At 68.2% G+C, this 21,402-nt stretch carries 15 protein-coding genes; 3 read left to right on the top strand and 12 right to left on the bottom strand.

The annotated features are described in order from the left end of the window. Positions 1 to 443 precede the first annotated feature (443 nt). Both IQ210_RS41185 and IQ210_RS41190 read left to right on the top strand, forming a co-directional pair. The gene (locus IQ210_RS41185; RefSeq protein ID WP_194084399.1) at positions 444 to 5,069 is read left to right on the top strand and encodes an AAA domain-containing protein; all 4,626 of its coding nucleotides are present in this window, start codon (positions 444 to 446) and stop codon (positions 5,067 to 5,069) included. After that, a complete protein-coding gene (locus tag IQ210_RS41190) occupies positions 5,066 to 5,905 on the top strand; it encodes a hypothetical protein (RefSeq protein ID WP_194084400.1) in 840 nt (279 codons plus the stop codon). Before IQ210_RS41185 ends, IQ210_RS41190 begins: the two co-directional genes overlap by 4 nt. A 108-nt stretch (positions 5,906 to 6,013) precedes the next feature. Here the strand turns inward: IQ210_RS41190 and IQ210_RS41195 are convergent, their stop codons facing one another. The 12 genes from IQ210_RS41195 to IQ210_RS41250 form a co-directional block, all read right to left on the bottom strand. Beyond that, the gene (locus tag IQ210_RS41195; protein ID WP_194084401.1) at positions 6,014 to 7,054 is read right to left on the bottom strand and encodes an Acg family FMN-binding oxidoreductase; all 1,041 of its coding nucleotides are present in this window, start codon (positions 7,052 to 7,054) and stop codon (positions 6,014 to 6,016) included. Positions 7,055 to 7,179: 125 nt separating this feature from the next. After that, positions 7,180 to 8,601 carry a protoporphyrinogen/coproporphyrinogen oxidase gene (locus IQ210_RS41200; RefSeq protein WP_228049393.1) on the bottom strand — a complete coding sequence of 474 codons (1,422 nt, stop codon included), beginning with the start codon at positions 8,599 to 8,601 and terminating at the stop codon, positions 7,180 to 7,182. After that, positions 8,598 to 10,766: a xanthine dehydrogenase family protein molybdopterin-binding subunit gene (locus IQ210_RS41205; protein WP_019068856.1), complete on the bottom strand. Its 2,169-nt coding sequence runs from the start codon at positions 10,764 to 10,766 to the stop codon at positions 8,598 to 8,600. The genes IQ210_RS41200 and IQ210_RS41205 overlap by 4 nt, the downstream gene beginning before the upstream one ends. After that, positions 10,763 to 11,755: an FAD binding domain-containing protein gene (locus IQ210_RS41210; RefSeq protein WP_194084402.1), complete on the bottom strand. Its 993-nt coding sequence runs from the start codon at positions 11,753 to 11,755 to the stop codon at positions 10,763 to 10,765. Before IQ210_RS41210 ends, IQ210_RS41205 begins: the two co-directional genes overlap by 4 nt. Then, positions 11,752 to 12,306, bottom strand: a complete 555-nt coding sequence (locus IQ210_RS41215) for a (2Fe-2S)-binding protein (protein ID WP_019068858.1) — start codon at positions 12,304 to 12,306, stop codon at positions 11,752 to 11,754. Before IQ210_RS41215 ends, IQ210_RS41210 begins: the two co-directional genes overlap by 4 nt. Positions 12,307 to 12,481: 175 nt before the next feature. Beyond that, positions 12,482 to 13,264, bottom strand: coding sequence for an HpcH/HpaI aldolase family protein (locus IQ210_RS41220; protein WP_019068859.1), 783 nt, complete (start codon positions 13,262 to 13,264; stop codon positions 12,482 to 12,484). Positions 13,265 to 13,292: 28 nt separating this feature from the next. Next, on the bottom strand, positions 13,293 to 13,874 hold the full coding sequence (locus IQ210_RS41225) for a flavin reductase family protein (protein WP_019068860.1): 582 nt from the start codon (positions 13,872 to 13,874) through the stop codon (positions 13,293 to 13,295). Between the two features lie 52 nt (positions 13,875 to 13,926). Continuing rightward, on the bottom strand, positions 13,927 to 15,147 hold the full coding sequence (locus IQ210_RS41230; protein WP_194084403.1) for an acyl-CoA dehydrogenase family protein: 1,221 nt from the start codon (positions 15,145 to 15,147) through the stop codon (positions 13,927 to 13,929). Positions 15,148 to 15,216: 69 nt separating this feature from the next. After that, positions 15,217 to 16,785, bottom strand: a complete 1,569-nt coding sequence (locus IQ210_RS41235) for a GMC family oxidoreductase (RefSeq protein WP_019068862.1) — start codon at positions 16,783 to 16,785, stop codon at positions 15,217 to 15,219. A gap of 210 nt (positions 16,786 to 16,995) precedes the next feature. Further along, positions 16,996 to 17,916: a hydroxymethylglutaryl-CoA lyase gene (locus tag IQ210_RS41240; protein ID WP_019068863.1), complete on the bottom strand. Its 921-nt coding sequence runs from the start codon at positions 17,914 to 17,916 to the stop codon at positions 16,996 to 16,998. Positions 17,917 to 17,925: 9 nt separating this feature from the next. Beyond that, positions 17,926 to 18,489 (bottom strand): VOC family protein, encoded by a 564-nt coding sequence (locus tag IQ210_RS41245; RefSeq protein WP_019068864.1) that lies wholly within the window; start codon positions 18,487 to 18,489, stop codon positions 17,926 to 17,928. Positions 18,490 to 18,604: 115 nt separating this feature from the next. After that, complete coding sequence (locus tag IQ210_RS41250; RefSeq protein ID WP_078532443.1) at positions 18,605 to 19,744, bottom strand: CaiB/BaiF CoA transferase family protein; 1,140 nt, start codon at positions 19,742 to 19,744, stop codon at positions 18,605 to 18,607. Between the two features lie 607 nt (positions 19,745 to 20,351). Between IQ210_RS41250 and IQ210_RS41255 the strand changes: the two genes are divergently transcribed. Continuing rightward, complete coding sequence (locus IQ210_RS41255) at positions 20,352 to 21,212, top strand: fumarylacetoacetate hydrolase family protein (RefSeq protein ID WP_019068866.1); 861 nt, start codon at positions 20,352 to 20,354, stop codon at positions 21,210 to 21,212. Positions 21,213 to 21,402: the final 190 nt, after the last annotated feature.

Below are 21,402 nucleotides of genomic sequence, written 5' to 3' on the forward strand. Positions count from 1 at the left end.
GACCATCGTGAGACGGGCCGGCGACAGGTCAAGCCGCCCGTCGGCCGGGATAACCGGTCAGTGAAGTACTCGGCTGTGAACAGTTCGTTCAGCCAGCCGCGCACCCATATCGCCGCCGGAACTATTGATCAGAGCCCCTTGTCATGACCGCCGTCAGACGGGCGGGCGTCCTGTACCCACTGTTCCGGGAATCAGCCGATTTCACGCCAAGCGCCTTGAACGAGAGTCCCGGCGGCAGCACACAGGCGATACACCCTGCTCGCCACGATCGAAGCGCTTCAACCTGGTGCCGCAACCACCTTCTCGAACTGATGTGGCACGCCTGCTCTTTGCCGCCCACATCCCTTCCGTGGAGGCGATCAGGCCATCTTCATCGAAGCGCGTCATCGCATGCCGGGGCGCCCCTCATCCTGGAACGTTCGTCAGCGACCGGGAGGAGAAGAGTGAACGCTGAACGACGCCACGCCGCCCACCCCGATGTCGTCGCACAGACCACCGGCCTTGTGAACTTCCTGCGGGACATGGTGCACAGCAGCCATCAACGGCAGCGCGACGACCGGAGCCGGGAGCGGGAGCGGGAGCGGCTGTGGCTGGCCGACCTGCCTGAGCAGGTGAGCAGGCCCACGCCGCGCGACGACGGAATGATCCTTCGGCTGGACCACGTATCGCAGTCCACGCCGCCAGAGTTGCCTGAGGTACTCGACGGATGGGTCGACCCGCTGCTGTGCATGGACGCGGACGGGATCGACCCGCCATTGGCCGAGCACGGACCGGGGCGCAGTCACCTGCCGGTCCTCAGCGGCGCCACGGCGGAGGACGACGGCGCCACCGTGTCGCGCGACGAGGCCGGCGAGGTGCAGCGGGCGTACGGGCCCTGGCTGGACCGGTGGCGCAAGTGGGCCGAGCGGGAGCGGCGCGAGCGTCCGCTGCGCGCGCTGTACGACAAGGTCTACGCCTGGCACCAGCGGCTGGCCCTGGAGGACGACCGGACCGAACTGGTGCTTGCGGTCGGCCTGTTGACGTGGAGCCAGCCGGACGCGGACACGGTGCACCGGCATCTGCTCACCCAGCGGCTCGAGACATCCGTGGACCGCCGTACGGCACGGGTGACCGTGCGGCTGTCCGCGGAGGGCGCTCTGCGTCTGGAGGACCAGGACTTTCTGGACACCGGTGACGGCTGGGTACGGGAGCGGGGCGCGGCTCTGGCGGAGGAGATCGCCGCACGGTCGACGCACCCGTTGCACCCTGACGCGCTGGAGCTGCTGTCGCAGTGGCAGGAGCGGGCCACCGAGCAGCGCATCGCCTTCAGCGCACGCTGGCAACCGCCGCAGGCGCCGGAGCCCGCAGCACGCCTGACGTATGCCCCGGCCCTGGTGCTGCGGCCCCGGAACCTCAACGCTCTGCTGCGCGTGTACAGCCAGATCGCCGACGCCATCGTGGCTGAGGGACACGCGCCGCTCGGGCTCGCCCAGATGGTGATGAACCCCGACCCGGCCGAGCGTGCGGCGTGGGACGGTCGCGGGATGGACCGGGCCCCGCTGTTCGGGGACGACCCGCTCTTCCCCGGCAAGACGAACGAACAGCAACGCAGCGTGCTACGGCGCCTGGAGAAGGAGACCGGGGTCGTAGTGCAGGGTCCGCCGGGCACGGGCAAGACGCACACGATCGCCAATCTGCTGTCCGCACTGCTCGCGCAGGGCCAGCGCGTCCTGGTGACCAGCGCGAGGGACCAGCCCTTGACGGTGCTGCGCGACAAGCTGCCGCCCGCCGTTCGTGACCTGTGCGTGCTGCTGCTGAGTTCCACCCGTCAGGACGGCACGAGTGAGCTGGACCGCACCGTCACCGCGCTCACCGAACAGGTGGCCGGCGCCGACACCGAGACGCTGCACGGCGAGATCGAGCGGCTCAGCAGGTTGCGCCTGGACACCCGCGGCCGGATCAACACCCTCACCGAACAGGTGCTCTCACTGCGGGAGGAGGAGTACCGGCACCGCGCTGTCGCCCCCGGCTACGACGGGACACTCGCCCAGATCGTGCAACGGGTCCAGGACCAGGCAGAGGCGAACGGCTGGATCGGAGCACTGCCCGAGGGCGCCACGACCGCACCGCCCCTCACCGCCGAACAGGCTCAGGAACTAATGCTGTTGCTGCGCGACGGCGCGGGCGAACCGCGGTCCGGCGGCGCGCTGCCCGCGCTGGAGCAGGTGCCTTCCGCGCACGAGGTGGCAAACACGTTCGCCGCAAGCCGCCTCACCGACGATGGGCTTACGCCGCAGACGGTGAAGCTGCGCAATGAACTCGCCACGCTCGCCCCTGAGATCACCGACGAGGTCACTCTCCTCCTGGAGAGTGCCGCCACATCCCTGCACCACCTCGGTCTCACCGCTGACACCACCCGCTGGGGCAACGACTCCTGGATCACCCGCGCACTCACCCAGCGCCTGGCTCGCACCGACCTCGCCCTGTGGGACCGCGTCGCCGCCACCACCACGGAGATCTCCGCAGCCCGGCGCTCCATGGAAGCGTCCGGGCTGCGGCCCATCCGCCTGCCGCAGGACCTGGACGCTGACCAAGCCGGGCGCATGGTCACCACCGGCCAGGCGTTACGCGATCACCTGGAGGCCAAGGGCGGTCGCCCCGTGCGTGAACGGATGCAGCCTCTGGCCTCGCGCGCGCAGAAGAACGCCCACGAGATCCTCACCCTGTGCACCATCGACGGCCGCGCCCCACGCACGGTCGAGGACCTCGACCACGTTCTGGCCCGGTTGCGCGCCCATATCGCGCTGGACGCGGTGGCCGTGCGCTGGCAGCAGGCCGGAGCCCCGCTCCCCGACGCCGACATCGAGGTGCAGCTCGCCGAACTCGACGGCCGTACGGCCCAGTTGCAGCACATCGCCGCATTCGCCCGGGCGCGCGAGAACGTCGACGCGCTCCTGGTCCGGCATGGTGTGCGCCTGCTGCTCACCACCCGGGAGACGTGGCAGGACCTGGTGCTCGCGATGACCGCGCTGTCCGGGCGCCGCGCCGCCGACGACGCGCTCGCCCAACTCGCCCGCTGGGACGCGGACCTGAGCGCCACGCCAGCTGGCGAGCATCCATCAGAAGAGGCCCGGGCGCTCGTCACGGCCCTGCGCGACCAGGACCTCGATGCCTACGCCAAGGCTGTCGAGGCCTTGGAATTGGCGCACCGGCAGGACGCGAACCGACGGCAGTGCGCCCAGCTCCTCAACACGCTGCGCGCCGCGCACCCGCTTCTGGCAGGTCGTCTGCTGGACGAGGCCCACGATCCCGCGTGGGATCACCGCCTGGCGGCGCTGGAACGCGCCTGGGCCTGGGGCAAGGCCGCCCAGTTCATCACCGTACGACGTACGCCCGGCCTGGAACACAAGCTCGATGCCCAGCTGACCGAACAGGAAACACGCCTGGAGGAGGTGACCGGTGAACTCGCCGCGGCCTGGGGCCGGTTGCACTGCCGCCAGAACATGACACAGGAACAGAAGTCGGCCCTTCAGGCATACCGCACCCACATGGCGTCCGTCGGACGCGGCAAGGGACGAAGTGCCGGGCACTTCCGGGCCGCCGCCCGCGAACGGATGACCGTGGCGCAGGGCGCGGTGCCCGCCTGGGTCATGCCGATCGCTCAGGTCGCCGAGATGATCCAGGCCCAGCGCCACTCGTTCGACGTCGTGATCGTCGACGAGGCGAGCCAGGCCGGCATGGACGCCCTGTTCCTGCTGTGGCTGGCTCCGCGGGTGATTGTCGTCGGCGACGACAAACAGTGCGCCCCTCCGCTCTCTGGCAAGGGCCGCCACCAGGCGATCCGCGACAAACTCGCGGCCCACCTGCCCGACATGCCCACCGGCCTGCGCGAGCTGTACATGCCGCACACCAACCTCTACGGCCTGCTGACCACCTTCTTTCCCGAGGTGATCCGGCTCGATGAGCACTTCCGCTGCGTCCCGGAGATCATCAACTGGTCGTCCAGCACCTTCTACGACAACAAGCTGCTGCCCCTGCGCCAGTACGGCGGCGAACGCCTCGAACCCCTGCGCACCACCTTCGTCGAGGACGCCGCGACCGTCGGCAGGGAAGGACGCATCCACAACCCCAAGGAAGCCGAAGCCATCGTCGAGACCCTGGAACGGATGACGACCGATGCGGCCTACCAGGACAAGACCATTGGCGTGATCGTGCTGCAGGGATTCGGGCAGACCAAATACCTGCAGAACCTGATCGAGAAGCGGATCTCGCCGACCGCCCGCGAACACCACCGCATCCGGGTCGGCAACGCCGCATCGTTCCAGGGCGACGAACGGCACGTCATCCTGCTGTCGATGGTCGTCACCGACCCACCGCGTATCGCCGGCGGTTCCCGCCCCGAACAGCAGGCCTACAACGTCGCCGCCAGCCGGGCCCAGGACCAGATGTGGCTCTTCCACTCCGTGCCGCACGACCGCCTCAGGACGAACGACCTGCGACTCAACCTCCTCACCTACATGGACAACCCGCCCGCGGCACTCGCCGCCGCCCATGACATCGGCCCGGTCCGCCCCGACGTGCCCACCCAGCCGTTCCAGTCCCTGTTCGAGCAGCAGGTCTACCTGCAGATCAAGGAACGCGGCTACCACGTCCTACCCCAGTACCCCGCCGGCACCAAGAGCATCGACCTGGTCGTCGTCGGCGCCCGCGGACGACTCGCCGTGGAGTGCGACGGGGAGTACTTCCACCACACCACACGCGAGCAGATCGACCGCGACCATCAGCGCGACCGCGAACTGCGCCGCGTGGGCTGGCGCTTCTGGCGCGTACGGGAGAGCGAGTTCCGCTTCGACCCGGAAGAGGCACTGAACGGCCTGTGGGACGAACTCGACCGCCTGGACATCCGCCCGGCCGACTACTCCTCCACCCCGGCCGCACCCACGACCAGCGCTCCTTGGGCGCCACTCGCCCTTCCGGACGCAACCGACGACACCGAGGCCGACGAAGCGGACGCCTCCGCCGAGCAGGACGCAACAGGCATGGACGACAACGACACGGACGGCGACGACGGCCTGGAGGTCTCCGCATGACACAGACCCAGGGGGCCATGTCGGCCCCGCTCGACACCAACACCCTCAAGGAACTCGCCCGCGTCATCTGCGGCGACGACCACCTCTTCTACCGCAGAGCCTTCGAGATCGCCCACTTCCTGCAGAACGCCGGCTGGCGCGACGTACCGGATATCGACGGGGAATCCCGCGCCGAGTGGACGCTCGACCGCCTCCTGGAACGCCGCACACAGCCCAGCGAACTGGAGAAGGTTCTGCTCCGCCTGGCCGACGCCCGCGAGTACTACGACGAACCCGACCAGCTCCCCAAGGTCCTCGCGGCCGTCAACACCTTCCTCGTCCACGAAGGTCTCCGTCTCGAGAACCCCGGCGGCCGACCACGCCTCGTGCCCTGCGACCCCGCACTCGCCCACCCCGGCCAGCACGCCCCGGTCGAACTCAAGGCCACCATGGCCGACATCATCGCCGACCAGCGCATGGCCGCCCTGCTCGGGCGTCGGCTGGACGAGGCCCGCACCTGCTTCGCCAACGGCGCCCACGTTGCCGCCGTCATCATGCTCGGCAGCCTCCTCGAAGGCGTCCTGCTCACCGCGGTCCAGGAACGCGACGCCACCCTGCTCGGCAGGAAAGGCCCCAACAACATGAACCTCGGAGAACTGATCGACATCTGCTACAAGGCACGCTGGATCGACGCGGACGTGACGAACTTCAGCCACGCCCTGCGGGACTACCGCAACTTCGTCCACCCCCACCGCGAATTCCGCGAAGCCCACACACCCGACCGCGACACCCTCAATGTCTCCTGGTACGTCGTGAACGGCGCCCTCAACGACCTCGCCGCCACCCGGCCCAGTTGATGCGCCATGCCGGGGCGGCGATCGCCGCCCCGGCAACGTTCACCCACGCAGCACAGAGAGGTACCCGATGGCTGTGTCTGAGCTTGGCTGAGCAGACTCGCCGGCTCTCTACACGGCGGGAGCCTCTGTGAAGACGTCATCGATGCGGAGCCGCGGGGTGTGGGGCCTGTTCTGCTTCTTCGCACGTCCGGTCCTGACCAGGATCTGGGGGTAGCCGTCCACCTCCAGACGCTTTGCCAGCCTCGCCCGCGAGTCGTCGTCGCACGTCGCGGCTGCGAAGGTGTCGAGCGCGAGCCGCTCGGATGTCGTTCTCAGGAACAGCTCCTCGTGTGCCATGCCGGCCCGGATCCAGTCGTGCGGAGCGTCGCCCGGGGTGATGAGGACGACAATCATCGGCGCGTCGGTGAGCTGTTTGCGGTCCTTGATCGAGAACCAGGTTCCGATCTTCGCGTGGCGCACGACGAACGGCGCGAGAGGCGAAATGGGCCCAGGAATCCCCTGCCCCGACGCCGGCATCCCCGTGCGCTTCGTCGTCGTGTTCGGGTGGACGTGCTGAGCGAGCTCGCCGCGGAAGGTCTTCGAGTTGATGAGCTTCTTTGAGCTGATCGAGGTGAGGTGCGCGAGGGCCCGCTTGTCGTCCGCCGAGGTGTAGGTGCGGACTTCGACGCCCGCGACCTCGAAGTCCGTGAGCCGGGCCTTCAGCGGCTCGCTCAGTTCCTCTTTGTAGAAGTTGGATCGGTTGGAGATCCTGCGCGTGATGGCATCGATCCAGTCGGTCGACGGCTCGGCGTCATCCCGGGCGTCGGTGAGCGTAACCCTCACGTATGACTCGGTGCCCTCCCCGACGATCTGCGCGTCCGCAGCAAGCCCGTAGCATTCGGCCGCACGGACGAAGTTGCGGGCCGTTGTGCCCAGGGCCATGAAGGTGATGCGGTCGTTCGGGTCCGACACCCGCAGGACCCGCGACCACTCGAGGTTGATGAGCAGTGACCCGGACTCGTGATCGATCTCGTATCTCCACGGCTGGGCGTTGTGGCCCGACGGCGCGAGAATCGCGAAACGCAGCAGAAATCTGATCTGCGCGGCCCGGTCGCTCGTCGGGAACCCGGTCCGCTGCGGGGCCCACTCGGGGAAGGTCATCTTTGCCATGTCTGTCTTCTCCTGCCGATGGGAAACAGCCGCTCCTGACGCATAGTCAATCTGTGAACGACTTTCGACTCGGCACGTTTGATCACTCTTACCGACGTCGCGTTCTGTTTCAGGTCCAGACCGATTTACAGATTCGAAGGGTTCTTCGGCGATCCGTACAGCGAACGCAGACGTTCATCAAGGTTGGCTGCCGCACGTTCACCATTCTCAACAGAGTTGGCAGTCCCGGAGAGCGCGAGGTACTCGCCGGCGAGCTGAATGACATCGTCCGGATCCAGAGTGCGGCGAATATTTGCCACCGTGTCGTAGAACCCGCGGTATCTTGAGTTCGTCGCGAAACCCCACCGTACGATATGGGCGAACTCCAACTCCGCGGAAAGCCCAGGAATGACCTTCTCCATCTCCCGAATCATTTCGGGAAGCAATTCTTCGTCAGGGCGTTCAAGTACTTCCTTGCTGTGTTCACTCACCCAGTGACCGGAGATCGCGGCCTTGCCCGGCGGAACGGAATCGGGCATCGAGTGGGAGTCGACCACGGTGATGGCCAGGCCGAGGCCGGCGGCGCGTGGCACGGGAATGAGGGTCGGTACATCCGCCGGCAGGCGGCGCAGGGCGAAGATTCCCTTGAGCACGCTCTTGTGGCGCACGGAGCCGATCAGTTCGCGCTGCCGGTCGGACAGGTCGCGGTAGACCGGCAGCAGGTCCTGTCCGTTCATGGCGAGAACGGCGCCGCGGGTGGTGAGCGTGTGCTCACCATCGCTGTCCCGCCATACGGTGCGAACGCCGCCGGAGACATGCCGGACGTCCCGGGCGACGGCTCCGGTGCGCACATCGACGAAGGATGCCAGCCGTTCGGGCAGGAAATTGATGCCGCTCGGATATTCCAGTGGCCCGCCGCCGAGCTTGCTCAGCGAGAGAAAGAGGTCAACGACTGACATGTCGGCCGTTTCCCCGAGGTAGAGGGCGCGGAGGAAAGGATCCAGCACGTAGTCGAGAATCTCTTGGTTGAGTCTGCGAAGCGCGTACGAGGCAACGGTCTCGTTGTCGAGTCTTGCTGCCGCCTGGTAGGTCTTGTCACCTGCCAATCGGCGGCGCCAACGCAGCACGTCCACGGCGAGACGAGGCATCAACATTTTGCTGCGGAACGAGAGTAGATCGGTCCCGACAAGGTCGAGGACTCCACCCAGACCACCCCGGCGGACGAGAAAACGCATACGTCCGTCCCGCGGCATGCCCACGGTAACAGCGAGTGGCTTGAACGGTTTCCCGAGGCCGGAGTCCTCGGTCAACTGAAGGATGTTGGTGAAGGATGCCGGCAGAATCGTCGCCCCTCGGTTGAGCACGAATCCGTCGCGCTCGATGCTGGACATCCTTCCGCCGACCGACTCCGCCGCTTCGAGAACAGTCACACTCCAGCCCTGCTGATGAAGGCGAAAGGCTGCTGCAAGACCGGCGATTCCTCCCCCGACGACCACAACATCCGAGTCGTACACGAGAGGAGGCGCGTTGTCCGTCGCCTTACCAGGAGACTGCTCAGAGGTGTTCATCGTGTCGCCTTTCCTCGTACGGTGTCGCTGAGCGCGGACAGCACTCGGTCGGGGCGGATGGGCAGGTGACGGTGGCGTACACCGGTCGCGTGCCAGACGGCGTTGGCGATCGCCGCGGCCGGTCCCACGTTCCCGAGTTCGCCGATGCCCTTGAGCCCGACCGGGTCGTCAGGGTCTGGCGGTTCTTCCACCCACGTCGCTTCCACCTTGGGCACGTCGGCGTGTGCGGCGATGTGATAGCTGGCGAGGTCCGCTCCGACGATCCCACCCGTGACCTCGTCCAGGACCGCCTCTTCGTGCAGGGCCATGGAGATGCCCCAGATCATGCCGCCGGTGAGCTGGGAGCGGGCCGTCAGGGGGTTGACGATCGGGCCGGCGGCGAAGACGCCGAGCATGCGCCGCACCCGCACTTCGCCTGTGGTGGTGTCCACCGCGGCCTCGGCGAAGTGGGCTCCGTACGTGTGCCGTTCCTTCGGCGCGTTCTGCATGAGGCCGACGACGGCGGCGGTGGTGTCCGACCTGGCCGTGATTCCCTCGGGCGGGATGGTCATACCGGGGATGAGCATGTTCCGCAGCTCGTCGACCGCGATCTTGATCGCCCAGCCCCAGGACCGCGTCCCGGTCGAACCGAGCGCGATGACCGCCGGGGGAAGCGAGCTGTCCCCGATATGGATCCGTACCCGGTCCGGTACGACGTCGAGGGCCTCGGCGGCGATCATCGTGAGCGTGGTCCGGGCGCCGGTGCCGATGTCGGACGCCCCGATGCGGACGGTGAAGGTCCCGTCCGGTTCCGCGGTCACGGCTGCCGTGGACGGCACGGACATCACGAGGTGGGTGGCCGCCGCGGTGCCCGTGCCGATCAGCCAGCGCCCGTCGCGGCGTATGCCGGGACGGGGGTCGCGCTCGCTCCACCCGAACCGGCGCGCTCCCTCTTGGAAGCAGGCGACCACATTGCGGCTGCTGAACGGCAGCCCGGACACCGGGCCGCGTTCGGGCTCGTTGCGGATACGCAGCTCGATCGGGTCGATGCCGCTCTTCTCCGCGAGTTCGTCCATGGCGCACTCCAGGGCGAACGCCCCGGGTGTCTCGCCTGGTGAGCGCATGAACGAGGGGGTCGGCACGTCGAGCCGGACGATCTCGTTGGAGGTGTGGTGAGCGTCCGCGTCGTACATCACCCGGGCCACGGCGGTGGTGGGCTCGGCGAAGTCGTACGTGGTCGAGGTCATGGCGAGGCAGCGGTGGCTCAGTGCCCGCAGTCGCCCGTCGGCGTCGGCGCCGAGCCGGACCCGCTGGACGGTGGCGCTGCGGTAGCCCGTCAGCGCGAACACCTGGCGGCGGGTGAGGACCACGCGGACGGGGCGTTCCAGCTTGGTCGCGGCCATCACGGCGGCGACCTGGTGCACGCTGATTTGCCCCTTGCCGCCGAAGCCGCCGCCGACGTGCTCGGCGCGTACCCGCACGGTGGCCGGGTCGAGGGAGAACAGCTGCGCGAGGAGCTGTGCGATGTAGCCGCTGCCCTGGTTGGCGTCGACGACCTCAAGGGTGCCCTCGTGCCAGCGGGCCACGGCCGCGTGCGGCTCCATCGGGTTGTGGTGCTCCTGCGGAGTGGTGTACTGCGCGTCCACGACGAAGCTCGACGCCGCGAGTTCGGCCTCCAGGTCTCCCTTCAGCGTCACTCCCGGCCCGGTCACCTGGCTGTCCAGCGCGACGGCATCCGGGCGATCGCCGGAGAGCAGGATGTCGTGGGGCTCGGTCTCGTAGTGCACCACGAGGGCTTCGGCGGCTTCCCTGGCCTGTTCGGAGGTCTCGGCGACGACCAGCGCTGCCGGCCAGCCCGCGCAGGGAATCCGGTCGTCCTGGAACAGAGCGACGAGGGAGTCCGGAGGGGTGCCCAGGAGCGGAATGACGAAGCCGGCGTCCACCGGCAGGGCGTTACCGTGATGCAGGACCTCCAGCACACCCGGCATTGCGAGAACGGGAGCGGTCTCCACCGAACGGATGCGGCCACGAGCGGCGGTGGACAGCACCAGCCAGCCGTGGGCCAGGTCGGGGAAGGGGACTTCGGCCGCGTAGCGGGCCGCTCCGGTGACCTTTTCCCGGCCTTCGACACGGGTCAGCCCGGTACCGACGGAGCGGGTGGCTTCCTTTCCTGCGGTGACGGTCATCGGGTTCCCTCCTGGACCAGGGTGGTGAGCTCGGAGACCACGAGGTTGCGGATCAGCGTCACCTTGTACGCGTTGCCGGCCAGCGGCCTCGCCGCGGCGAGTTCGGCGTCGGCTGCCGCGGCGAAGGCCTCGGCGTCCGCCGGGCGGCCCACCAGCAGCCGCTCGGCCGCCCGGGCACGCCACGGCCGCGATGCCACTGCTCCGAAGGCCAGGCGCACGTCGTGGACGATGCCGTCCCGAACGTCGAGCGCGGCGGCGATCGAGCCCATCGCGAAGGCGTACGAGGCCCGCTCGCGCACCTTGCGGTAACGGGAGTTGGCGGCCACCCGGGCGGGCGGGAGCGTCACGCCGGTGATCAGTGCCCCTGGTGGCAGAGCCGTCTCCCGATGCGGGCTGTCGCCGACCGGGAGATAGAACTCGGTGAGCGGCAATTCGCCCGGCCCTTCGGCCGTCTCGTACTGGACGATCGCATCGAAAGCGGTCAACGCGACACCCATGTCCGAGGGATGCGTGGCGACACAATGGTCTGAAGCGCCCAGGATCGCGTGGTTGTGGTGTTCACCCGTGATGGCGGGACACCCGCTGCCCGGGGCACGCTTGTTGCAGGGCTTGGCCAGGTCCGCGAAGTAGGGGCACCGCGTGCGCTGGAGCAGGTTGCCACCGACCGTGGCCATGTTGCGCAGTTGCCCGGAGGCACCGGCCAGCACCGCCTGTGCCAGTGCCGGGTAACGGCTACGGACCTCAGCATGAGCAGCCAGATCGCTGTTGGTCACAGTCGCACCGATCCGCAGCCCGCCTTCCCGGGACGGTTCGATCCGGTCGAGGGGCAGCCGCCGGATGTCGACAAGCCGGGCGGGGCGTTCGACACCGCACTTCATGAGATCGACGAGGTTGGTGCCACCGCCCAGGAAGCGAGCTTCCGGGTCGGCGGCGAGCAGCGCGACAGCGCCCGGGACATCTCCCGCGCGCTGGTACTGGAATTCCTTCACCGTCTCGCCCCCTCGGGCCGGGCTGTCACGGCAGATGCCTTGCCGGGGGCGTCAGCCGCGCGTGCGACAGCCTCGACGATCGCCACGTACGCACCGCAGCGGCACAGGTTGCCGCTCATTCGCTCCCGTATTTCCTCCGCCGTCAGTTCCGGCTGTCCCGCCTCCGGCCGCACATCTCCGGTCACCGCGCTCGGCCAGCCCGCCGCATGCTCGGCGAGCACCGCGACAGCCGAGCAGATCTGTCCCGGAGTGCAGTAACCGCACTGGTATCCGTCCAGATCGAGGAACGCCTGCTGCACCGGGTGCAGCCGGTCATCCTCCGCGAGCCCCTCGATCGTGGTGATCTCACGGTCCTCGGCCGCCATCGCGAGCTGCAGGCAGGACACCACCCGCCGCCCGTCGAGCAGGACGGTGCACGCCCCGCACTGACCCTGGTCGCACCCCTTCTTGGTCCCGGTCAGGTCCAACCGCTCGCGCAGCGCGTCGAGCAGGGTCGTGCGATGGTCAACGGGCAAGACGTGTTTTTCACCGTTGACCTTCAACGTGATCATGCTGGTTGTTGATGTCATGCGCTGCTCTCTCTCACGTCAGGACAGAAGCCGGTAAACGCGACCGGTTGAAAGATGACGAAAACCGAGATGTACGACATGGCGGCTCCACATCGGGTGCGCCCTTCGGCTCATATCCGTGCTCGTTCTCGTGGGCGCGTAGAGACGAGCAGTGCGCTTAGGCCATAAGCGCCCCTTCTCCCTCGGTAAGTGCGGTGCGGAACGCGGTGGCGAGCGCCGCCCTGTCTCCGGACAGGCTGAACAGCCGGGCGTGTTCGGCGAGCGCGGTGATGCCGCCGGAGCCCCAGCCGGGGACGGCGAGGTACTCCGTGCCTGCCGCCCGCACGGCGGCGAGGAAGCGCTGGTGCAGCTTGTCGATGTCGGGATGGGTCACGTCGCCTTCGCGGCCCAGGTCCTGGGCGAGATCGAACGCGCCGAACAGCAGCCCGTCCAGGCCGGACTCGCGGGCGATGGCCTCGACGTTGTCCATGCCTTCGGCGTCCTCGACGACCCCGAAGGCGAGGACGTCCTCGTCGGCGCGCCGGCGATCGGCGGTCCAGTCCGGGCTGTGATGACCGAACGCACGGGTGGACGCGCACGCTCCCCGGGTGCCGGCCGGGCCGAACCGCGTCGCCTTGGCGATCGCGGCCGCCTCCCCAACGGTACGGACGTGCGGCGCGATGATCCCGGCGGCGCCGGTGTCCAGTACGCGCTGGATGAAGCTCGCCGAGTGGTCGGGAACGCGCACGATCGCGTCGATGCCGGACGCATCGGCGGCGCGCACGATCCCACCGATGTCCCCGAGGTCCATCGTGCCGTGCTCGGCGTCGAGCCAGACGAAGTCGGCACCGGCGTACCCGGCGATCTCCGCGATGTCCGGGCTCGGCAGCTGGAGCCTGATGCCGAAGGCCCGGTCGCCCGCCTCCAGCTTGTTCCTGATCCGACGGTGTGGCTTGCGCATACCCGACTCCTTCAGCAGGGTGCCGCGTTCAGTCGATCTGGGAGTGCGAACCGATGCGGTGCCAGGCCCGGTTGACGTACACGAGCCCGTCGCTGGAGGCCAACGCGTCGAACGACTCCGACCGGACGCTGGATTCGAGGGCCTCGGCCACGATCACCGTCGAGCCGCCGGCTTCCATACGGCTGTGGACGCGGGCGCGGATCCACACCGGCGCCTCGGTGAAGACGGCTTCGCCGGTCGCGAGCCGCGCCCAGCGCGTCGTGTCGGCGAACCGGTCGATGCCGCTGGTGGCTCCCAGCTGCGCCAGGTCGAGGGTGCCGGCGTTGAGGAGGTGGATGACGACCGTGTCGGCGTCCCTGATGGTGGGTGTGCTGGAGGACAGGGCTGAGAGAGAGAACATGATGAGGGGCGGCTCGGCGCTGACCGGTGACACCGACGTCGCGGTCAGTGCCACGGGGCCGGTGCCAGCGTCGGCCGTGATGAGCGACACCCCGCCCGGGTAGAGGCGGAACGCCAACTTGAAGGCGTCCGCGGTCAGTACGGGGCTCGGCTCGGCCACTGCCACGCCGTGGCCGCTCAGGTCGTCGCTGCGGGGGGAATGGGCGTTCATGTCGCTACCTTCGGTTTCGCTGATCGTGAAGAGGTGTGCCGGGCGGGGCTGGTCAGCCCTGCGCGGCGGTGGCCATGTAGTCGATAGCGGCCCGGCGCCAGTTGAGGGTCACGTGGTGCGAGGCCATCTCGACGTCCCGCTTGGCGAGGGAGACCGGGTGCGCGGGGTTGCCGCTCTTGGCGCCGACGAGGGAGGCGATCCGCTGGACGTTGCGGAGGGCGATACGGGTGACGAGCGCGTTGTCGCGGGTGTCGCGCATCAGCTCCGTGGGGGTCGGGGGCTGGTGGGCGGCGGCCCGCCGCGAAGCCTCCAGGCTGCGCTGGTCGACGAGTGTCCTCGCCATGTCCAGCTCGCCCGCGGCCTCCGCGAACTCGGTCGCGACGTATTCCTGGTCGGCGAGCTTGGCGACGCCGCCCACGGCGCTGGCGACTCGGGTCGCCGACGCGGCCGTCTCCGCGAAGTGGTCCGCCGCGCCCAGGGCGGCGCCGACGGCGACCGCCGCGAACGGGAACCGGCCAGCCGCGGGCCAGGACGACCACAGTGAGTCGAACGTCGGGTGCAGTGCGCGCCGCTGCTCCAGCAGCGGGCGGATCTCACGCATCGGCAGGATCCGGCGGTCGGGCACGAACACGTCCTCGATCGCCATCGAGCGGCTGCCCGTTCCCCGCAAGCCCGTCGGGAACCAGTCGTCGATCACCACGGCTTCCTTCTGGTCGACGAGGAACATGTGCCCCTCACCGTTCTCGCCCGCGGGCGCGTTGAACATCAGCCACTTCGAGAAGTCCGAGCCACTGCAGAACCCCCACTGGCCGCTCAGCCGGTAGCCGCCCTGTACCCGCTCCACCTTGGCCTTCGGGTTCAAGTTGATGTTTCCGGCGAGCGTCGCGTACGGGTCCGGCCCCCAGACCTCGTCCTGCACCTCCTCGGGGAAGGCGAGCAGGGCGATGTTGCCGGCACTCAGGACCGAGAAGACCCAGGCGGTGGAGGCACAGCCGCGGGCCAGCGTCAAAGTCACCATCGCGTGCTCGTGATCGGTGAGCTCCAGCCCCTCGTACTTCTTGGGCTTGAGGATGTGGAGGAAACCGGCGTCCTCCAGCCGCCGGTAGGTGTCGCCGGAAATCCGTCGGGAGTCGTCGGTCGCAGCGGCTCCTTCACGCAGCAGCGGCACCAGGTCCTCCGCCGCCCGCAGCACGTCGTCCGCGGTCAGGGAGGAGTCGGGCCCGGGGCGTACGTCCTGTGCGAGGCTGCTCGTCGCGGGGGTCTGGTTCGGCATTCCGTGGCCTTCTTTCTGGGAAGTCGTGCTGTGCTGAGTGGTGTGCAAATGGCGCGACGGGCGGGCCCGTCACGCGTGCTGGGCCATGAGCTCGCTGCCCCGTTCGCCGATCACGACCGCCGCCGCGTGCGTCGGGGCTCGGGTGATGTCGGGCATGACGGAGGCGTCGATGACACGCAGACCGTCGACGCCGTGCACCCGTAGCTCGGGGTCGACGACAGAGAGGCTGTCTGTGCCTGCCCGGCAGGTGCCGACGGGGTGGTTGATGGACACCATGGTTCGGCGGACGAAGTCGAGCACCGCGCCGGAGTCCGCCGCGGAAGCCAGATCGCGCGGCTGTTCCCCGACATAGACGCGGAACACGGGCGCGGCCGCGATCTCCATGAGCCGGCGGATCCCCTCCACCAGCGTCTGCCGGTCGGACGACTCGGTCAGATACCGCGGATCGATCAGAGGCTTCGCCGACGGGTCGACGGACCGCAGGCGCAACTGCCCACGGCTGACCGGGGACAGCAGGCTCACCATGCACGTGAGCCAGCGTTCACTGCCGCCGGAGAAGTCGACCGCCGCGGGCAGCACCTGGATGTCCGGTGCACCGGAGACCTCCCCGCACCGAAGGTAGGCCGCAACCTCCGCCAGAACCGCGAGCGGCCCGCGCCTGCGCTCGGCGTACGTGGCGATGTTCTCCTCGGTCTGTGCGTCGTTCCAGGTACGGCCCCGCACGACCGGCCAGGTGACCGGCACTGTCGGATGGTCGTGCAGGTTGGCGCCGACTCCCTGGACGTCTGCCGCCACCTCGATGCCGAGATCGGCAAGGTGCTGCGCCGGACCGATCCCGGACAGCATGAGGATCTGCGGAGAGCGCAGGGCCCCCGCGCACAGCACCACCGACGCCGTCGACACGGTCCGGTGCCGACCGGCGCGATCCAGATACTGCACACCCACGACGCGCTGCCTGTTGAGCAGCACCCGCCGGACCACCGCACCGACCTGCACCGTGAGCTGGGCCCGGTCCATGGCCGGGACTAGGTAGTCGCGTGCGTTGCTGCGCTCGCCGTTTCGGATACTGCTGTAGACGAGGCCTGCGCCGTCCAGGTCGCCGCTGTTGAAATCGCGGTTGATGTCGAGCCCGAACTCCAGGCAGGCCGTGACGAAGGCCAGCGACATGGGGTTGACGTCACGCGGGGTGGTCACCGCGATGGGCCCGCCCCGGGCGTGCGCCTCGGAGTCGCCGAGTTCGTTGTCCTCGGCGCGGCGGAAGCTGGGCAGAAGGTCATCCCATCCCCAGCCCTTCATGCCGCGTTCCGCCCAGCCGTCGTAGTCCCCGCGTGTGCCGCGGCACCAGGACAGAAAGTTGATCGCCCCGCCGCCGCCCAGGACGCGCCCCGAGGAGATCGGAACCTTCCGGCCGTGGAGTTCTGGCTGCGGAACGGTCTCGTCGCACCAGTCGAACTCACCGCGCTGCAGCTGGAACACACCCAGAGGCGGAATCAGGTGACCCGCGGGAGTGGTGTCCAGGGGGCCGGCCTCCAGGAGCAGGACACGAGCTCCGTCGCGCTCGCTGAGACGCGTTGCCACCACGCTGCCCGCTGCGCCGCCGCCCACGACGACGTGATCAAAGTGTCTGTCCTGCGTCATCACTTCTCCCTATGGGGCCGAACTTCGAAGAGGTCCTCGCTCCCGGGGGATGGTGCGGACCTGGATGCCAGCGGCAGTGGAAAGGGCACGCACCGAGAGCGTCGAGGGTGATGTCTGGGAGTCGGCCCGCCGCGCCGGAGGGGGTGAGCGCGAGCGGGCCGACTCCGGCCAGGGCGGCCACCGATGGTGAGCCGAGTGAGGCGGAGCGTCCTAACTGGCAGGCATCGGTGGCCGCGTCTGCAACCTGCCGCCTGCCCGCAGCAGTTGACTCTCTCCGGGGTGACCGAGTACGGCTTCGAGCAGGCGCGCCGACCGCATGACCGCGTCGAGATCGAGGCCCGTCGACATGCCGCTGTCTTCGAGGAGGTAGACCAGTTCCTCGGTGGCGATGTTTCCGGTCGCTCCCGGCGCGAAGGGGCAGCCGCCGAAACCGCCGGCTGATGCGTCGATCATGGACACGCCCGCCTCGATCGCCGCCCAGGCACTGGCCAGGCCCGTCCCTCGGGTGTTGTGCATGTGGACCGCCAGAGGTGTCCCGGGGACAGCAGTCCGTACGGCGTCGATCGTGCTCGTGACCCGCCCCGGGACGACCGTCCCGACCGTGTCCCCCAGCCCGATGACGTCGGCGCCGGCGGCCACCGCGCCGGCGGCCAGTTCGACCGTGCGGCCGGCGCTGGTCCTGCCGTCGAAGGGGCAGTCCCAGGCCGTCGCGAGGATGACCTCGCAACGGCCTTCGGCCTCATGGACGAGTTCCGTGATCCGACCCACGAGGTCCAGCGACTCGGCCGTGGAACGGCGCACGTTGGCCTGGCTGTGCCCGTCCGCCACCGAGACGACGTACTCGATGGTGCGGAACCCGGCCCTGATCGCCCTCTCCGCACCACTGACGGAGGCCACCAGCGCCGACCACTCGATCCCGGGCCACTGCGTCACGAGTTCGGCGACATACTCCGCGTCGGCCATGCTCGGAACGGCCCGGGGCGAGACGAACGCGGTGGCCTCGATGCGCTTGGCCCCGGTCGCGACGAGAGACTCCAGCACCCGCGCCTTGTCGGCGCGGTCGAGTGGCTTCTCGAGCTGCAGTCCGTCGCGTGGCGCGACCTCGCGAATCGAGACAACCGGCTCAGGCATGTCCGACTCCTAGTCGCGCGGGGTCCAGTTGTGGAGGAGCTCCGGCCAGTTCGGGAACCCGAAGGGGCCACCCATGGGGGTGACCTTGTCCTCGGGGACCTCCTCCCACGTCGTGACCTCGAGGTTGTTGCCGTCGAGGTCACGGAAGTAGATGGAGACCGCCGACATGCCGCGGTGGCTGCGCGGGCCGTCGAACGGGACGCCCTGGTCCTTGAGGTGGTCGGCGAACTGGAGCAGGCCCTCGGCGGTCGTGCCGAACGCCCAGTGCGGCTGGGGTTCCAGCGTGGTGAGGTCCGGGTAGGACTTGTCGTCCTTCGGCTTGGCGATCTCGAGCAGCGTCGTTCCGACGTGGTAGAAGATGTGCTGCGGGCGCCCCAGCCTGATGTCCTCGGCGTCCCAGCCTGCCCGGTAGACCTCGACACCGCCGAGGACCTGCTCGACGAACTTGCCGGCCTTGTGCGGGTCGCGGACCGCCACTCCGACGTGGTCCAGGCCTGTGAGGCCGACCGAGTTCTTCGGAATGTCGAACCGGATTCCGTGGTCCAGGAATGCCTTGCTGATCTCTGTGGTCACGGCTCACGCTCCATTGCGTTTCATTGCTTCACTGAATGTGTTCTTCGGTCTTCTGGCCGTGCGGTGAACGACCAGAGTCTTTGCCAATCCCTTGGAATTGCCGAAGGGAACGTGCTCAGTCGAGCAGATGGTTGTGCTCACCGAGTCTCGGTGCGCCGCGTTCCACCGCTCCCGGAGTGGCGGAGAGTTTGGGAACGATGCCCGGCATAGGCACCTCTTCGCTGTCAAGGGAGGGATCGGCGACGCGCAGAATCATGTCGCGGGCGCGGAAATGTTCATCGCTGTGGATATCGGCCGCGTTGTAGATACGGCTCGCCGGAACCCCGGCCTCATCCAGCAGCAAAAGCGCCTTTTGCGAGTCGAGTGACCTCGCCCATTCGGCGACTTCCTGATCGAGCTCGGTCTGCCGAAGCGCCCGTTCGTTGTGCGTGGCGTAGGAGTCGGGAAGGAGCCACTCCTCGTGACCGGCCGCGCGGGCGAATCGCTCGAAGACCGCATCCTGGTTGGCCCCGATCGCGAGCCATACACCGTCGGATGTCTGGTAGACGTTCGACGGCGCGATGCCCGGCAGGATGGATCCCTGCGGTTCCCGGACGACGCCCATCAGCTCGTACTCCGCCGCGATCGACTCCATCAGGCTCCACATGGCCTCGTAGAGCGCGACGTCGACCATCTGGCCTGCGCCCGTCCGGTCCCGCACCCGAAGGGCGAGTTGCGCCCCGACGAATCCGTAGATGCCGGCCATCGTGTCGGCGATCGAGATGCCCACCCGCACGGGAGGCCGGCCGGGTTCGGCGGTCATGTACCGGAAGCCGCTCATCGCCTCACCGATCAGGCCGAAGCCCGGACGGTGTTTGTAGGGGCCGGTCTGCCCGAACCCCGAGATCCGGATGAGGATCAGGGCGGGGTTCAGCTCGTGGAGCACGTCCCAGCCCAGACCCCATTTCTCCAGGGTCCCCGGGCGGAAGTTCTCGATGACGACGTCCGCATCGCCGAGGAGTCGCTTCAGCTGCTCCTGGCCCTCTGCCGTGGCCAGGTTGATGACAACGGAACTCTTGCCCCTGCCGACATAGGACCAGTGCAGTCCCACCCCGTTGTAGAGCCGACCCCAGTGCCGCATCGGATCGCCGTTCGGCGGCTCGACCTTGATCACGTCCGCGCCGTGATCGGCAAACATGCGACCGCAGACGGGACCTGCTATCAGGTGCCCGAGCTCAACCACCTTCAGCCCGGACAACGAACGACCGTCAGACATGCGGCCTCCACGTGGACATGTGACAAGCAGTGCGTAGTTAGGATACGAACGACTACCCGGCAAGGCAAGACCGAGGGTGTCGCGTGGTGCGTGGTCGCGAGTCGGACACGCCTCATCGACACCCACAAGCGGACGACTGTCCGCTGGCCTGGACACTACCTTCCCATCGAGGAGACGGGAAGTGCTGCGCGGCGGGAAATCGGGATGAATGCATCATTCGAGGATGTAAGCCTCTGTAGGGCGGGCAGGGTGAGCAGGGGTGAGCGATCCATGTGCCCAGGTGGCGGACAGTGATCCGTTTTTTCCATGACCAGGACAGTCGATGGAAACCGTCACTTCGTCGAGCCATCCTCGGCATCCGACCTGGATGGCCATCACTGACGTGACGAGCGGGTCGCTTCCCCTCGTGGCGGTACGCGCCCTCCGTCGACGGCGTGCGCGCCGGACTCGAAGCGCGGTGTGGGTTTCAGGGCTGTGGTCGATGTCCGACGAATGAGCATGGTCACGCGATGGGGGCCCTCGACCTGGACCTCGCGGGACTCTATAGTCGTTAGTCGATTCACGGCCATGTGTAATGGCCACGGTGATACCTACGACGGGAGACCCTGTGAAACTTGCACTGTTCGACGGCGGCCGAATCGGCGTCGTCGAAGACTCCGAGATTGTGGATGTGACTTCCGTGGCGCCGGGCTTCGACTCGGGTTACGCACAGAATCACTGGCTGCGCCTGTGCGCCGATTTCGAAAAGCTCCGGGAACCGCTGGAGCGGGTGGCCGCGACCGGCCCGCGCATCCCGATCGAACAAGTCCGCCTCGACGCCCCCGTGTTGAATCCGTCGAAGATCGTGTGTGCCGCGGCGAACTACGACGAACATCTCGCGGAAATGGACCCCATCCTCACTGACGCCCAACGCGCATCCGCGGCCTGGTTCCTCGCCTTCGATGTCTTCCTGAAGGCGCCCAGCAGCATCATCGGGCCGGGCAGTGACATCGAGCTGCCCGACCTGCCCAATGCCATCCACCATGAGTGCGAACTCGCGCTGGTGATCGGCAAGACCGCACGGAACGTCGACGCCTCACAAGCCCTCGACCACGTCCTCGGCTACACCATCCTCATCGACGTCACCGTCCGCGGTGACGGCGACCGCACCCGCCGCAAGTCCTACGACACCTTCTGCCCCGTCGGCCCGTGGCTCGTCACCGCCGACGAGATCGGCGACCCCCAGCAGCTCGACATCACGCTGAATGTCAACGGCCTCAGCCGGCAGTCGGTGAACACCAGCACGATGAAGGTGCCGATCGACCAGATGATCGCCTACGCCTCCAGCGTCATGACCCTTCACCCGGGTGACCTCCTGACCACCGGCTCCCCTCCGGGCGTCGGCGCCATCAACCCCGGCGACCGGCTGCACGCGTACATCGAGAAGATCGGTGAGATGGAGCTGGGAGTCGTCGGCCCCAAGGGGTGAGCCGAAGCCCTGCCGGTCGGCGTCCGTCAGCAGCTCTTGCGGTCCGGCAATTGGTCCACCGCCATGCTGTCCCGAGTTTCACGGCAAGGGCGGCGATCCGACGGAGAGGCGGCACGGGCCGAATGAGCGGTTCTTTCTCCTTGGGCTCCCAAGCTTCCGTAACCGCTGGTCGTCTCGATCCGGCAGCTGT

The sequence above is a fragment of the Streptomyces justiciae genome (assembly GCF_015163075.1).
Taxonomy (GTDB): Bacteria; Actinomycetota; Actinomycetes; order Streptomycetales; family Streptomycetaceae; genus Streptomyces; species Streptomyces justiciae.